Consider the following 14,346-nt stretch of genomic DNA (forward strand, 5'->3'; position numbering starts at 1 on the left):
GGATTGAACTTTAAAGAAGAATATTTGACTGCTGCCTTAAGCCAAGGTCTCGAAGTTTATTTAGCAGATCAACCTTATGAAACTGAGGCTGCTTGCGCTTTGATTACCACCGACATTCGCAAAGCCATGGCGTTGATCAGTATGGCTTTTTACAGCTATCCTCAAGAAAAGTTAAAAATCGTGGCTTTCACCGGTACGAAAGGCAAAACTACCGCCGCTTACTTCACTCATGGTATTTTGCAAGAAACTACTGGGGGGAAAACGGCGCTGTTGTCCACCATGAACACCACATTAGATGGGAAAAATTTCTTTAAATCCCATTTGACCACACCAGAATCACTGGACTTGTATCAAATGATGGCCGAAGCCGTGGCCAATGGCATGACTCATTTAATAATGGAAGTCTCTTCCCAAGCTTATAAAACCCAACGTGTCTATGGCTTACAATACGATGTGGGAATTTTTCTAAATATCTCCCCTGACCATATCAGCCCCATTGAACATCCCACCTTTGACGATTATTTCTATTGCAAACGACAGCTCCTAGCAAACTCCAAGGTAATGGTCTTAGATGCGGATATGGATTATTATGATTTGGTAGCCGAAACTTGTGATCATCTTGGGGTTCCTACCTATACCTATGGGCGTGACGCCGGGGATTATCGGGTGAGCACTAACACTAAAAACCAAAATGAATTCTATTTGGAAAATCGTGTGGACCCCTTGCAAATTACCGGCAATTACCAGATTAAGCTAGCCGGAGATTTCAACCAAGACAACGCCACAGCCGCGATTATTGCTGCCGTCCTCTTGGGGGCAACCACCGAAGAAGCCTATCTAGGCTTAAGTAAGGTTCTCGTTCCTGGCCGGATGATTCGCTTGCAGACTCAAACAGGAGCTACCGTCTATATCGATTATGCCCACAACTATATCAGCCTTAAACTTTTATTGGAATTTGCCAAAAAACAGAGTACCGGTCGCGTGCTGGTAGTCTTAGGCAGTCCAGGTAACAAAGCCTTAAGTCGCCGACAAGATTTCGGTAATGTGCTATCTGAATTAGCCGATATCGCCATTTTAACCGCTGATGATCCCGCTTATGAAGATCCTCAAGCCATTGCCGATGAAATTGCTAAAGCCATTACCAACCCAGAGGTGCTTTTACATTTTGAAATGGATCGCTCAAAAGCAATTCGTCAAGCTTTGGCCATGGGACAAAAGGATGACGTGGTGATTATCGCCGGCAAAGGCTTAGACGCCATGCAAAAAGTCAATGGGGAAGATGTCTTCTATGAAGGAGACTATGCCATTGCTAAAGGGTGGATTGAAGAACATAAATAATCAGCCTTGAACTAGTTTATGTGCTGAATAAAAACTCAAATCTATTTTTCCCCACCAAAAAAGCTCCAGACAGCTAGCAGCGTGCTACTGTCTGGAGCTTTTTTAAGTGCTGCTTAATTCGCCACGATATTTACCAATTTACCTGGTACGGCGATTACTTTACGAACGGTTTTATCTGCTAAAAGTTCTTTGATCTGTTCGTGATTTTTTGCCAACTCTTCCATTTCTTCTTTGGTAGCCTCAGGGGAAATCATAATTTTGGCTTTCACTTTGCCGTTAACTTGCACGACAATCTCCACTTCATCTTCCACTAACGCTGCTTCGTCATAAACCGGCCAAGGTACATAGCTAATACCGCCGTCGTTACCTAGAATTTGCCACAATTCTTCCGCAAAATGAGGAGCGATTGGCGCCAAAAGTTGTACAAAGCCTTCCACGTAAATATAAGGCAGTGCATCGACTTTATACGCTTCGTTAATGAAGACCATCAGTTGGCTGATACCAGTATTAAAGTGCATGTGTTCGTAGTCTTCCGTAACTTTCTTAACAGTTTGATGGTAGACTTTGGTCAGCTTACCATCATTGAAGTTGGTGATGCGATCGCGCATTTTGCCATCTTCATCCACAATCAAGCGCCAAATCCGATCTAAGAATTTACGGCTGCCTTCCAGACCATTTTCACTCCAGGCAATGGAAGCATCCAATGGCCCCATAAACATTTCGTACAAACGCAATGTGTCAGCGCCGTAGGTTTCCACCACATCATCAGGGTTAACTACATTGCCGCGGGATTTGGACATTTTTTCATTGTTGCCCCCAAGGATCATTCCTTGGTTAAAGAGTTTTTGGAACGGTTCTTTCGTTGGGACTACTCCTAGATCGTATAAGAATTTATGCCAGAAACGAGCGTACAACAAGTGCAATACCGCATGTTCTGCCCCACCAATATAAATATCCACTGGCATCCAACGTTCTAATTTTTCATAGTTGGCTAGCTCTGAATGGTTATGGGGATCAATAAAGCGTAGGAAATACCAAGAACTTCCTGCCCACTGTGGCATGGTATTGGTTTCTCGGCGGCCTTTTTTACCCGTCACTGGATCCACTACATTTACCCAATCGGAAATATTAGCCAATGGAGATTCTCCGGTGCCGCTTGGTTTAATATCTTTGGTCACAGGCAAGCGCAATGGCAGTTCTGCTTCGGGAACCGTAGTTGTCGTGCCATCTTCCCAATGAATAATGGGAATTGGTTCACCCCAGTACCGTTGACGAGAGAAGAGCCAGTCCCGCAAGCGATAGCTGACTTCTTTTTTACCCACGCCACGTTCTTCTAACCAAGCAATGATTTTATCCATGGCTTCTTCTTTGTTCAAACCGTCCAAAAATTCAGAGTTTACGTGAGGGCCATCTTCTGTGAAGGCTGCCACCGCTACATCCCCACCATCTAAGACCGGAATAATTTCTAAGCCAAAAGTTTTAGCAAATTCATAATCCCGTTCGTCATGGGCTGGTACTGCCATAATCGCTCCCGTACCGTAGCTTGATAGCACATAGTCCGCAATCCAAATTGGAATTTCTTTGCCGTTTACCGGATTGACGGCATAGGCTCCAGTAAAGACCCCAGTTTTTTCTTTAGCCAAATCGGTCCGGTTCAATTCAGATTTTTTGGCTGCTTCTTCTACATAGGCACTTACGGCTGCTTGTTGTTCCGGAGTGGTAATTTTGTTTACCAAATCCAATTCTGGCGCTAAAACGGCATAAGTTGCCCCAAATAATGTGTCTGGACGGGTGGTGAAGACGGTAAAGCTTTCGTCGCTACCGGCTACTTTGAACGTCACATTGGCCCCAACTGAGCGACCAATCCAGTTTTTTTGCATTTCCTTAATGCTATCTGGCCATTCCACCAAGTCCAAATCTTCCAAGAGACGATCAGCATAAGCCGTGATTTTTAGCATCCATTGACGCATTGGTTTGCGGATGACATCATAGCCACCCCGCTCACTTTTACCATCGATGACTTCTTCGTTGGCGATGACGGTCCCTAATTCTGGTACCCAGTTCACAGCCACTTCTGCTTCATAGGCCAAACCTTTTTCGTAAAGTTTGGTGAAAATCCATTGGGTCCATTTGTAGTATTCAGGATCCGTAGTATTGATTTCCCGATTCCAATCGTAACTAAAGCCGAGAGAATTAATTTGGCGTTTAAACGTTTGAATGTTTTTTTCAGTAAATTCTGCTGGATCGTTGCCGGTATCTAAGGCATATTGTTCCGCCGGCAAACCAAAGGCATCCCAGCCCATTGGGTGCAATACATTGTAGCCTTGCGCCCGTTTCATACGGGACAAGATATCCGTTGCAGTATAGCCTTCTGGATGGCCTACGTGTAAGCCTTGCCCCGAGGGATAAGGAAACATATCCAAGGCGTAAAATTTTGGTTTGTCTTGGTCTTCATGGGTAACAAAAGTATTGTTTGCTGCCCAGAATTTTTGCCATTTTTTCTCAACTTTTTTGTGATCGTAATTCACAGTACTTCCTCCTTTAGATTAAAGCTAGTGGTGAATACAAAAAACGCCCTAAGAAAGCAATTGCTCTCATAGGACGTGAAATAACGTGGTACCACCTATCTTTGTTGACCAAAAGTCAACCTCAAACGGGATATCGGCCGTCACCGTATCTTGCTAGTAACCACAATGGCTTTCGCAAAGATAAGCACTTTAAGGCGAGTTCGAAAGGCTCTTTGCGCATTTTCACCAACCATGCGCTCTCTTGAAAAAGAGGACTTTTTACTATTCCTTATCCAACGTGCAAGTATCATTTGATTGCTAGTCTAACAGAAATATCAGAAAGTTTCAAATGATATTTAACAAACGCCAAAATCCAAAATTTACCGGCAAATCCAAGTTTAACCAATAAGGATTATGAAACCCAATTAAATAATGCAAAGCCAAATAGCCAAAAGTAAAAAACCCAAAGGCTAAAAGAAGCCGTTTCAACGCTTTGGGCATAACAAAGCAAATCCCAAAAAACAGCGAAAACAATGGCAGTTCAAAGTTTTGCAATAAGTTACTGGAAATATTGGCATTTCGCGGGTCTGCCATAATGTCTTTATTCACATAAAAGCTCACAGCCACAATGAAAAGCAAAAATCCCATTAACATTTTTTGCTTGGTATCAAAGAGAAAGGACTTTTCTTTACAGGCTTTCACGGTGACCAAACCGGCTAAAACAATTCCGATAGAAAACATTCACTCCCCCACCTTCCTCTCTAGTATATCTTGGACAGTAAGAAAAAAGCCACCCAAATCGGATGGCTTTACGTCTATTTCACTTTCAACCTCTGGCCGATATAAATCGTATCAGAGGTTAAATTATTCAACTGTTTCAACTGACTAATGGACAGACCATATTTTTGAGAAATCCCCCAAAGTGAATCGCCACTCACTGTGGTATACGTCCCACCACCAGTTGTAGTAGTGCTAGTGTTTGAAGACTGGTTACTACTGGTATTGCCCGTCGTCTTATTTACAATCAGTTTTTGACCTGGGTAGATAAAGTTATTCTTAATTCCGTTCCACTGAATCAGTTGATTCATGGTGATGTTGTTATTATGAGCCACTAACCAAACTGAATCTCCGGATTTCACCGTATAGTATTGACCGGCAGTTGACGTGTTAGTATTCGTATTGGTGTCGGTGTCGGCCACACTGCTTGAACTGCTTGAACTACTTGAGCCAGTATTACTACTTGAACCGGTATTGCTCGTTCCACCTTGGCCGACGATTAATTTTTGGCCTGGGTAGATAAAGTTATTTTGAATATTGTTCCATTGAATCAATTGATTCATCGTGATGCCATTATTATTGGCTACTAACCAAACCGAATCCCCAGATTTCACCGTATAATATTGATTCGCCCCAGTACTTGGATTGTTAGTGGTATTATTGGCAGTATTGCCAGTGGCACCCGTATTGCTACTAGACCCTGTATTTGAGGTCGAACTGTTAGTGGAGCCACTTTGAGAAACAATCAATTTTTGGCCTGGATAGATAAAATTGTTTTGAATATTGTTCCACTGAATTAATTGATTCATGCTAATGCCATATTTATTGGCAATTAACCAGACAGAATCCCCGGATTGTACCGTATAAGTAGCGCCTGATGTATTTACGCTACCACTCCCCGTACTTGTGGAACCACCGCTGTTACCTACCGTTGCTCCGCCTCCAGCATTGCCGCTAGCTGGTGTATCATATTGTGTCAAATTGTAAGTTGCAATCACATTGTTTAACGCCGCTGCATAGTGCGGTGCTGTGGCATAACGTCCAGTTAGCCAAGCAGTAGCATCTTGATAAGAAGAACAATTGCTCTTCCAAGCGCCACGGTAGTAATATTGTCCTCCCATATAAACATTGCGCAAAACATACGCATTGTCTTCAAAGGATTGTTGATAAGAAGGATAGGCTCTAAAAGGTTCATTCATGGTTACCCATTGCCCGTTTAAATATTCTTGGGTGCTCATGGTAACGGAATTTCCTTGGTAGCTTCCTTTAATTCCAAATAAATTATGATTAGGTGCTTTAGCTAAAGCACTGGTTCCCCAACCGCTTTCAATGACTGCTTGGGCAATCATCACAGACGCATATAAATCATTGGCATCGGCTACTGGTTGCGCGTGGCTAGCGATTTCAGCAATAAATGCGCTAGTATTCGTCGCCGCTCTAGTAGTCACTGTCGTCGCTTCTGCTTCAATTGTCGCTGGCGCTAAGGGCGTAACCAAAGAGCAAGCAGTTAATGTGGTTCCGAGGAGGGCTGCTCCCCTTCTTACTTGTATAGTCCGTCGCTGTTTATCAGCTAATCGTTTGCGTTCTTTTCGTGATACCAACCCGATCTCATTCTCCATGTTCTTCCTCCTCATAAAAAAACGTTACCTTGAATTAATTATACCTTGAAAAAGTTATTATTAGAAACGTTATTCGGTTTTAACATAAATTTGTTAATTTATTGTAACTTACTTTATATTGCACTTTTAAAAAACGAATACATTTTACAAAAACGCAAATAAACCCGTGATATACAAGCTAAAATATTTTATAAAATAATCTTTCATCCTTTACAGAGCTGTTACAAAAAGGAAATTTATAACAAAGGATTGTGATTTTATTCATTTATCTTGGAAGAGTGTCCTCTTTTTAGGGAAAATGTTATAATGACAACTGGTTCAAAACCACTTCAAAATGGGTTTTAAGAAAGGAAATCATGAAAAATAAACTCTACTATCAATTCGCTGGCAGTTGCTTTTTGTTAGTCTTTGTCTTCTTGGCGTATGTGGTGAAATTTTATCCCAAATGGCTTCAAGGATTTGATTCCAGCATTACCAAACTAGTGCGAATGCCTTATCCTAACTGGCATCCTTTTTACTTAACCGTAACAAAACTCGGTGATCCGCCTTTAATAATCAGTCTGGCCATTTTTATTTTAGCGATTTTATTGTTGACGAAACACTATGCGGAAGGAATCTGGTTAGCACTGGGCTTTATTGGGATTGCAGGAATCGTCAATCCTTTAATCAAGCTGGCTATTTACCGACAACGGCCTACTTTGGAACACTTAGTGACGGAAACTAGCTACAGCTTTCCTAGCGGGCATTCCGCTACCAGCATGGTCTTATTTGGCACTTTAATTTTTTGTTTAGTAGGACTTGTCAAAATCAAGCCACTTCGCTTTGCTTTACAAATTATTCTAGGATTAGTGATTTTTACCATCGGGATTAGTCGGATTTATTTAGGAGTTCATTTTCCTACAGATATTCTTGCAGGCTTTTGTCTTAGCTTAGGCTGGCTTTGTCTGACTTATCCGATTTTTGACAAACAGCGCTTTATTTGGCGCTTCCAAGGAAAGCAACGTTAGGCACAATTAGGAAAGAAGGAACACCATGACTGTTTTTACAGAAAATAAACGCTATTACTCATTGAACCAAGCCTACCGAGAAACCTTTGGCGGCAAAATTTTCAAAGTTCCAGTAGATGCAGGTTTTGATTGTCCCAACCGAGATGGCACCGTAGCAAAAGGCGGCTGTACCTTTTGTAGTGTCTCTGGTTCTGGGGATATGATTGTCGCTCCCAGTGAACCACTGGCGGTCCAATTTCAAAAAGAAATCGATATGATGCACCAAAAATGGCCCGGCGTCACACAGTACATCGTGTATTTCCAAAACTTCACGAACACCCACGCTCCAGTAGAAGTCATCAAAGAACGCTTTGAACAAGTGGTAAATCTTCCAGGTGTTGTAGGTCTTTCTGTCGGTACTCGACCAGACTGTCTACCTCCTGACGTGGTGGAATACTTAGCAGAATTAAACGATCGTCTCTATCTCTGGGTGGAACTAGGTTTGCAGTCCACTTTTGAAGCCACCGGCGACTTAATCAACCGGGCTCATGATTACCAGACTTATTTAGATGCCGTCGCCAATCTTAGAAAGCACAAGATTCAAGTTTGTACCCACTTAATCAATGGATTACCAGGAGAAGACTTGGATATGATGCGGGAAAATGTGCGGAAAGTAGTGCTGGATTCTGATATTCAAGGGATTAAACTTCACTTGCTCCACTTAATGCGCAACACCAAAATGCTTCGAGACTACCATGAAGGGCGCTTGCAACTCATGAGTAAAAAAGATTATGTCAATGTGATTTGCGATCAGCTGGAAATGATTCCCCAAGAAATCATCATTCATCGCTTAACCGGCGATGCTCCTTGGGATTCTTTGGTTGGACCTAAATGGAGTTTGAAAAAATGGGAAGTGCTAAACGCCATTGACGAAGAACTTTTGCGTCGCGATTCTTACCAAGGTAAATTTGACTTGCGTAAAGGAGGCGTTGTGGATGCAAAACGCCCTCTCTTATAGCCATCAACTCTTAAAAGAAGTCCTACAACCGGGAGATTTGGCAGTAGATGCCACCATGGGAAATGGTCACGACACTTTATTTTTAGCCCAATTAGTGGGCAGAACCGGCCACGTCTATGCCTGTGATTTGCAAGAACAAGCCATCCAAAACACCAAAAACCGTTTAGAAGAAGCAGGACTCTTGTCTCGGGCTACCCTTCTTTTAACAGGACATGAAACATTGGATCAGTATTTACCAGAAAAAAAGATTAAAGGCGCCATTTTTAATTTAGGCTACTTGCCTCAAAGTGACAAAGCAATTATCACCCAACCAAAAACAACCCTTTTGGCAATTCAACTGCTACTAGACCGTTTAAGTCGAAAAGGCCGCGTAGTCATCGTGTGTTATTACGGCCATTCGGGAGGCCTAGCTGAAATGGAACAAGTTCGGCAATTTTGCAAACAGCTTTCTCAAAAGGAATACGCTGTGTTGAATTATCAATTTATCAATCAACAAAATCAGCCTCCGCTACTGTTTTGCATTGAAAAAAAATAGCATACTCTAAAAAGCACCTAAAGCTAATCGTTACAATCGACAGCTTTAGGTGCTTTTATTATTTTTCTAAAGGCAACCATTCCAAAACTCTTGGCAACCAAGCATCCCAAAAATCCCAATTATGAGCTCCCGGCCCATCTTCAAAGGTCACTTCAAAGCCTTTTTCATTCGCTTTTTGCACAAAGTACTGATTCACCGGATACAAGTCATCTTCTGTGCCACAGCAAATAAAGAATTCTGGAGCACTGGCTGGCTCCACTTGACTTAAGAGATACAAAGGGTTTTCCAACGAAGTCCCTAATTTTTCCAAGGAACCAAAAATTCCTTCCCAATAAGACCGCTGGCGAATAGCCAAAAGCGGAGCTGGATCGTCGGTAAAACACAGGGCTCCTGAAAGGCTGGCTACCCGAGAAAAATTTTCAGCCTTTCGTAAGCCTAACTTCACTGCGCCATAGCCTCCCATGGACAGTCCGGCCACAAAGGTTTTCTCCCGCTTCTTAGTTAATTGAGGAAAGAGTTCGCGACAAAGTTCCGGTAATTCTTCGGCAATATAAGTCCAGTATTTCATATCATAGGTGGTATCTGTGTACCAGCCATGATCAGTGGCGGGCATAATCACCGCCAAACCATAGTCATCCACATAGCGCTCAATGGAGGTCCGCCGTTCCCAAACACTGTGATTGCCTCCCATACCGTGAAGCAAATACAACACCGGCACGTCTTTTATTTGCCCTACAGAATTCGTCCCGACTTTTTTCTGCGTCTTTTGGGGCAAAATCACATTGAGCATCACCTGCATGTCCAATGTATTGGAAAAACAATTTACTTGTAAAAAGGCCACTTTCTCTTCATCTCCTCAATTTCGTCATGCATCCATTGTAGCAGATTTTTTCGAAATGAGAAAAGTCATTCCCAAAGCAATCACGATTAACACCAAAGCTATCCCAAAGACACCATGCAGACCGTCAAATAAGATTTTCCGCAAAGGTTCCAGTAAGTTTTCTGGCAAAAGTTTTGCCGTTTGAGGATTAACCAGCTTGTTCATAATATCCGCATCATCGGTTAAGCTTGTCTTACTTAAAGCGTTAGCCGTGATACTATTCATCACAATCCCAAAAACCGAGACCATGATTGTTTGCCCAATGGTTCGGGCTAAGGTGTTAAACGAAGTAGCTACGCCCAGTTGTTCATGACCTACACTGCTTTGAGCGGTGACGGTACAAACCACAATGGTTGCCCCTAAACCGACGCCTAAGACCGAAGAAATCAAGAAGAACCAGAGCCAGCTAGCCGAAATTGGAATCAAAAAGAGACCTGCTCCACCGATTAAAATAGTGGTTAAACTAACGAGCAAAACTTCCTTTACGGATTTTTTCACCAACCAACGCCCCGCCATAAAGGAACCTACCATCCATAAAATAGACAATGGTGCTAAAACGAGACCGCCGATTCCAGCTGGCAAGCCTAAAACCCCTTGCATCCACATGGGAATATAGACGTCCACCGCCATTAAAAAACCACTGGCTAAAGCCGCTACCAGATTTACTACTACAAAGAGACGGCTAGCAAAAAGATTCATATCAATCACTGGATCTTGCGCTCGTTTTTCCACCCGGATAAAATAACCAATGCCAACTAGCGCCACAAAAATTAAGGCAATTACCGGCAGGCTTAGACCTTGATCTCCTAAAAACTGAAAAGCTAACAACAAAGCCAATAAAGTAGTTGCTAGTGTTAACGAACCTTGAACATCCATTGGTTTACCAGTTTTTTCTCGTTTTGGTTCCACCAAAAATTGCCAAATCATCCAAATCAAGACTGCCCCAATCGGCACGTTAATGAAGAAAATCCAATGCCAACCAATCGTGTCTACAATTAATCCACCAGCCAAAGGGCCTACCACACTGGCAATTCCCCAAGCGGTACTGTTAAACCCTAAAACCTTCGCCCGGGTTTCCATACTATAGAGATCGCCTATAATCGTCAAAGCGACTGGCATCATGGCCCCAGCACCCATTCCTTGAATCGCTCGGGCAATGATTAATGTCATCATACTATCAGACATGCCACACAGCGCCGAACCAATCACAAAGAGCAAGGTGCCAAAGATAAAGACCGGTTTACGACCGATTGTATCCGCCAGTTTCCCATAAATCGGGGTCAGCATGGCATTGGTTAATAAATAAATCGAAAAGACCCAGTTCATAATTTCAATGCCATGTAAAGACCCGACAATCGTCGGCATAGCTGTAGTTACAATCGTTCCTTCAATCGCCGTCATAAAAGTGGCCACAAAAACCGCCACCGTTACCAATTTCACATTTGTTTTCTTTTTCACTGCATTCTTCCTCTCGCTACTTTTTTCCAAAAAAAGAGATCTCCATCTCCGACAAGTCACCCTGCCTGAAAATAGAGATCGCCTTTTTAATCCTTCACACTTGCCAAAAGGTCCGCCACTTTATCCGTGCGTTCCCATGGTAAGTCGATATCTGTACGACCAAAATGTCCATATGCTGCCGTCTGTTTGTAAATCGGACGGCGTAAATCCAGCATTTCAATGATGCCCGCTGGACGTAAATCAAAATTCTTCCGCACTGCTGCAATCAGCGCTTCTTCACTCACTTGACTAGTACCAAATGTATTCACCGCAATGGAAACCGGCTGAGCCACGCCAATGGCATACGCCAATTGAACTTCAGCTTTTTTCGCTAGTTTTGCTGCTACGATATTTTTCGCAATATAACGAGCGGCATAACTAGCAGAGCGATCCACCTTTGTAGCATCTTTTCCAGAAAAGGCACCACCGCCGTGACGGGCATAGCCACCATACGTATCCACGATGATTTTTCGTCCCGTTAGCCCTGCATCACCTTGAGGACCACCGATTACAAAACGGCCAGTAGGATTGATATAATACTTGGTTTCATCGTCCAACAACTCACTAGGAATCACTTCTTTAATGACTTGCTCAATCACATCACGGTGAATCGTTTCATTGTCCACCTGATCATCATGTTGGGTACTGATAACCACTGTATCCACCCGCACTGGCTGATCTTGATCATCATACTCCACAGTTACTTGGGATTTCGCATCTGGGCGCAAGTAGGATAATTGCTTTTCCTTACGCAACTCAGCTAAGCGTCGGACCAATTTATGAGACAAAGAAATCGGCAAAGGCATTAATTCCGGCGTTTCATCACAGGCAAAACCAAACATCAAGCCTTGATCACCCGCACCAATTTCATCTAATGGATCGATTTTCTCTTCTCTAGCTTCCAAAGCCACATCCACACCTTGAGCAATATCTGGTGATTGTTCATCAATGGCCACTAAAACCGCCACCGTATCCCCATCAAAGCCAAACTTCGCTCGCGTATAGCCAATATCCTTAATCGTCTTGCGCACAATTTTTTGGATATCCACATAAGCGCTAGTAGAAACTTCCCCAAAAACTAAAACCAAACCTGTAGTTACCGAAGTTTCACAAGCTACTCTAGCATAAGGATCCTTTTCCAATAACGCATCCAAAATCGCATCACTAATTTGATCTGCCACCTTATCCGGATGGCCTTCAGAAACAGATTCCGAAGTAAATAAATGTCTCTCTGTCATAATCGTTTCCCCCTAAATATTTTCGGTTACAAGGCATCTTCGAAAAACGAATCCTATCGGGAACTTGCAACGATTGACAGTATAACAGATTTTAGCCAAAGTTGCTCGTTTTCCAGTTAACGATTCAATGAAATTTTCAATAAAATTAAAAGGTTTGCTGCAAAAAAAATAAGATACTCAAATGAGTACCTCATGATCCGTACGGGATTCGAACCCGTGTTACCGCCGTGAAAGGGCGGTGTCTTAACCACTTGACCAACGGACCAAAGTGTTACATATAATGGGCCTAAATGGACTCGAACCATCGACCTCACGCTTATCAGGCGTGCGCTCTAACCAGCTGAGCTATAGGCCCATAATAAAAAATTTAGAACAAAGCGGGTGACGAGAATCGAACTCGCGACAACAGCTTGGAAGGCTGTGGTTTTACCACTAAACTACACCCGCAATGCGAATGCAATGGCGCGGGACAGAATCGAACTGCCGACACATGGAGCTTCAATCCATTGCTCTACCAACTGAGCTACCGAGCCAAAATAACACAACGGTCCCGACGGGACTCGAACCCGCGATCTCCTGCGTGACAGGCAGGCGTGATAACCACTACACTACGGGACCAGTATAGTTATAATTGCGGGAGCAGGATTTGAACCTACGACCTTCGGGTTATGAGCCCGACGAGCTACCAGACTGCTCCATCCCGCGATAATAAAAGGGTTGAACATATTTATTCAACTAAAGGAGGATAAGGGATTCGAACCCTTGCACGGTTTTACCCGCCTGACGGTTTTCAAGACCGTTCCCTTCAGCCGGACTTGGGTAATCCTCCAAAAAAATAAAATGATCCGTACGGGATTCGAACCCGTGTTACCGCCGTGAAAGGGCGGTGTCTTAACCACTTGACCAACGGACCATCTAAAACGGAGAAGGAGGGATTTGAACCCTCGCGCCAGTTTCCCGACCTACACCCTTAGCAGGGGCGCCTCTTCAGCCACTTGAGTACTTCCCCAAAACCAAAAATGTTATTTTGATTTTAATGGGCCTAAATGGACTCGAACCATCGACCTCACGCTTATCAGGCGTGCGCTCTAACCAGCTGAGCTATAGGCCCATAATAAAAATTTAGAACAAAGCGGGTGACGAGAATCGAACTCGCGACAACAGCTTGGAAGGCTGTGGTTTTACCACTAAACTACACCCGCATAAAACATACGGTCCCGACGGGACTCGAACCCGCGATCTCCTGCGTGACAGGCAGGCGTGATAACCACTACACTACGGGACCAGTATAGTTATAATTGCGGGAGCAGGATTTGAACCTACGACCTTCGGGTTATGAGCCCGACGAGCTACCAGACTGCTCCATCCCGCGATAATAAAAGGGTTGAACATATTTATTCAACTAAAGGAGGATAAGGGATTCGAACCCTTGCACGGTTTTACCCGCCTGACGGTTTTCAAGACCGTTCCCTTCAGCCGGACTTGGGTAATCCTCCAAAAAAGAATTCCTACAGCATCCTTATGGACCTTGTAGGACTCGAACCTACGACCGGACGGTTATGAGCCGTCTGCTCTAACCAACTGAGCTAAAGGTCCTGGCTCTAAAAAAATCGCGGCGAAGGGGATCGAACCCCCGACCTCCCGGGTATGAACCGGACGCTCTAGCCAGCTGAGCTACACCGCGAAAAAATCATTTATTTAAATGATATGGAGCCTAGCGGGATCGAACCGCTGACCTCCTGCGTGCAAAGCAGGCGCTCTCCCAGCTGAGCTAAGGCCCCTTTTGAAAAAATATCGGGAAGACAGGATTCGAACCTGCGACCCCTTGGTCCCAAACCAAGTGCTCTACCAAGCTGAGCTACTTCCCGTTAACAACGCGCCCAAGAGGAGTCGAACCCCTAACCTTTTGATCCGTAGTCAAACACTCTATCCAGTTGAGCTATGGGCGCAA

Annotated in this window: 10 protein-coding genes, 19 tRNA genes, 1 riboswitch and 1 other annotated feature; of the genes, 4 read left to right on the forward strand and 25 right to left on the reverse strand. The window is 43.6% G+C overall.

The annotated features are described in order from the left end of the window. Positions 1-1,338: UDP-N-acetylmuramyl-tripeptide synthetase (gene murE / locus AB5754_RS11700; RefSeq protein ID WP_368259611.1), on the forward strand; the 1,338-nt coding region annotated here is incomplete at its 5' end. A 113-nt stretch (positions 1,339-1,451) separates the two neighbouring features. On the opposite strand, the gene leuS is transcribed toward murE, so the two are convergent. The 3 genes from leuS to AB5754_RS11715 all read right to left on the reverse strand — a co-directional run bounded on the left by leuS (position 1,452) and on the right by AB5754_RS11715 (position 6,241). Next, on the reverse strand, positions 1,452-3,866 hold the full coding sequence (leuS, locus tag AB5754_RS11705) for a leucine--tRNA ligase (protein WP_368251431.1): 2,415 nt from the start codon (positions 3,864-3,866) through the stop codon (positions 1,452-1,454). 66 nt (positions 3,867-3,932) lie between these two features. Continuing rightward, positions 3,933-4,149, reverse strand: a binding site (T-box leader). A 41-nt stretch (positions 4,150-4,190) separates the two neighbouring features. Further along, the gene (locus AB5754_RS11710) at positions 4,191-4,586 is read right to left on the reverse strand and encodes a hypothetical protein (RefSeq protein ID WP_368251430.1); all 396 of its coding nucleotides are present in this window, start codon (positions 4,584-4,586) and stop codon (positions 4,191-4,193) included. Positions 4,587-4,660: 74 nt separating this feature from the next. Continuing rightward, entirely contained in the window at positions 4,661-6,241 is a 1,581-nt protein-coding gene (locus tag AB5754_RS11715) for a LysM peptidoglycan-binding domain-containing protein (protein WP_368251429.1), read from the reverse strand. Between the two features lie 356 nt (positions 6,242-6,597). Between AB5754_RS11715 and AB5754_RS11720 the strand changes: the two genes are divergently transcribed. Genes AB5754_RS11720 through AB5754_RS11730 form a run of 3 tightly spaced genes read left to right on the forward strand, consistent with a single transcriptional unit; the run spans position 6,598 to position 8,780 of the window. Further along, the gene (locus AB5754_RS11720) at positions 6,598-7,248 is read left to right on the forward strand and encodes a phosphatase PAP2 family protein (protein WP_311832491.1); all 651 of its coding nucleotides are present in this window, start codon (positions 6,598-6,600) and stop codon (positions 7,246-7,248) included. A 25-nt stretch (positions 7,249-7,273) separates the two neighbouring features. Next, positions 7,274-8,245: a TIGR01212 family radical SAM protein gene (locus AB5754_RS11725; RefSeq protein WP_368251428.1), complete on the forward strand. Its 972-nt coding sequence runs from the start codon at positions 7,274-7,276 to the stop codon at positions 8,243-8,245. Further along, the gene (locus AB5754_RS11730) at positions 8,223-8,780 is read left to right on the forward strand and encodes a class I SAM-dependent methyltransferase (RefSeq protein ID WP_368251427.1); all 558 of its coding nucleotides are present in this window, start codon (positions 8,223-8,225) and stop codon (positions 8,778-8,780) included. The genes AB5754_RS11725 and AB5754_RS11730 overlap by 23 nt, the downstream gene beginning before the upstream one ends. 58 nt (positions 8,781-8,838) lie before the next feature. Here AB5754_RS11730 and AB5754_RS11735 read toward each other — a convergent pair whose 3' ends face one another. From AB5754_RS11735 to AB5754_RS11840, 22 genes are all read right to left on the reverse strand, one after another. After that, on the reverse strand, positions 8,839-9,621 hold the full coding sequence (locus AB5754_RS11735; protein WP_368251426.1) for an alpha/beta hydrolase: 783 nt from the start codon (positions 9,619-9,621) through the stop codon (positions 8,839-8,841). Positions 9,622-9,645: 24 nt separating this feature from the next. Then, positions 9,646-11,118, reverse strand: coding sequence for an MDR family MFS transporter (locus AB5754_RS11740; protein WP_368251425.1), 1,473 nt, complete (start codon positions 11,116-11,118; stop codon positions 9,646-9,648). Between the two features lie 86 nt (positions 11,119-11,204). After that, a complete protein-coding gene (gene metK / locus AB5754_RS11745; protein WP_368251424.1) occupies positions 11,205-12,395 on the reverse strand; it encodes a methionine adenosyltransferase in 1,191 nt (396 codons plus the stop codon). Further along, a riboswitch (SMK box riboswitch) is annotated at positions 12,393-12,470 on the reverse strand. Its footprint overlaps the gene before it by 3 nt. Positions 12,471-12,588: 118 nt before the next feature. Then, positions 12,589-12,660: transfer RNA gene (locus AB5754_RS11750), tRNA-Glu, on the reverse strand. Positions 12,661-12,676: 16 nt separating this feature from the next. Then, positions 12,677-12,750, reverse strand: a tRNA-Ile gene (locus tag AB5754_RS11755). Between the two features lie 21 nt (positions 12,751-12,771). Beyond that, positions 12,772-12,842 (reverse strand) — tRNA-Gly (locus AB5754_RS11760). A gap of 13 nt (positions 12,843-12,855) precedes the next feature. Then, a tRNA-Phe gene (locus AB5754_RS11765) sits at positions 12,856-12,928 on the reverse strand. A 12-nt stretch (positions 12,929-12,940) separates the two neighbouring features. Beyond that, a tRNA-Asp gene (locus AB5754_RS11770) sits at positions 12,941-13,013 on the reverse strand. Positions 13,014-13,026: 13 nt separating this feature from the next. After that, a tRNA-Met gene (locus AB5754_RS11775) sits at positions 13,027-13,100 on the reverse strand. A gap of 34 nt (positions 13,101-13,134) precedes the next feature. Beyond that, positions 13,135-13,224, reverse strand: a tRNA-Ser gene (locus tag AB5754_RS11780). A gap of 12 nt (positions 13,225-13,236) precedes the next feature. After that, positions 13,237-13,308: transfer RNA gene (locus AB5754_RS11785), tRNA-Glu, on the reverse strand. 8 nt (positions 13,309-13,316) lie between these two features. Then, a tRNA-Ser gene (locus tag AB5754_RS11790) sits at positions 13,317-13,404 on the reverse strand. A 28-nt stretch (positions 13,405-13,432) separates the two neighbouring features. Beyond that, a tRNA-Ile gene (locus AB5754_RS11795) sits at positions 13,433-13,506 on the reverse strand. A 20-nt stretch (positions 13,507-13,526) separates the two neighbouring features. Next, a tRNA-Gly gene (locus tag AB5754_RS11800) sits at positions 13,527-13,597 on the reverse strand. Positions 13,598-13,607: 10 nt separating this feature from the next. After that, a tRNA-Asp gene (locus AB5754_RS11805) sits at positions 13,608-13,680 on the reverse strand. 13 nt (positions 13,681-13,693) lie between these two features. Next, positions 13,694-13,767 (reverse strand) — tRNA-Met (locus tag AB5754_RS11810). A 34-nt stretch (positions 13,768-13,801) separates the two neighbouring features. Continuing rightward, positions 13,802-13,891, reverse strand: a tRNA-Ser gene (locus tag AB5754_RS11815). Positions 13,892-13,917: 26 nt separating this feature from the next. Next, positions 13,918-13,991 (reverse strand) — tRNA-Ile (locus tag AB5754_RS11820). Positions 13,992-14,005: 14 nt separating this feature from the next. Further along, positions 14,006-14,079 (reverse strand) — tRNA-Met (locus AB5754_RS11825). A 24-nt stretch (positions 14,080-14,103) separates the two neighbouring features. Next, positions 14,104-14,176, reverse strand: a tRNA-Ala gene (locus AB5754_RS11830). Positions 14,177-14,189: 13 nt separating this feature from the next. Beyond that, positions 14,190-14,263: transfer RNA gene (locus tag AB5754_RS11835), tRNA-Pro, on the reverse strand. A gap of 7 nt (positions 14,264-14,270) precedes the next feature. Continuing rightward, a tRNA-Arg gene (locus AB5754_RS11840) sits at positions 14,271-14,344 on the reverse strand. Positions 14,345-14,346: the final 2 nt, after the last annotated feature.

Origin of the sequence: Enterococcus sp. 2201sp1_2201st1_C11_2201SCRN_220225 (assembly GCF_040925905.1) — a bacterium.
Lineage (GTDB): Bacteria > Bacillota > Bacilli > Lactobacillales > Enterococcaceae > Enterococcus_C > Enterococcus_C asini_A.

Coding starts and splice junctions, on each gene's coding strand:
- metK (WP_368251424.1), bottom strand. CDS start 12,395: ATGACAGAGAGACATTTATTTACTTCGGAATCTGTTTCTGAAGGCCAT.
- AB5754_RS11720 (WP_311832491.1), top strand. CDS start 6,598: ATGAAAAATAAACTCTACTATCAATTCGCTGGCAGTTGCTTTTTGTTA.
- AB5754_RS11725 (WP_368251428.1), top strand. CDS start 7,274: ATGACTGTTTTTACAGAAAATAAACGCTATTACTCATTGAACCAAGCC.
- AB5754_RS11730 (WP_368251427.1), top strand. CDS start 8,223: ATGCAAAACGCCCTCTCTTATAGCCATCAACTCTTAAAAGAAGTCCTA.
- AB5754_RS11710 (WP_368251430.1), bottom strand. CDS start 4,586: ATGTTTTCTATCGGAATTGTTTTAGCCGGTTTGGTCACCGTGAAAGCC.
- AB5754_RS11715 (WP_368251429.1), bottom strand. CDS start 6,241: ATGGAGAATGAGATCGGGTTGGTATCACGAAAAGAACGCAAACGATTA.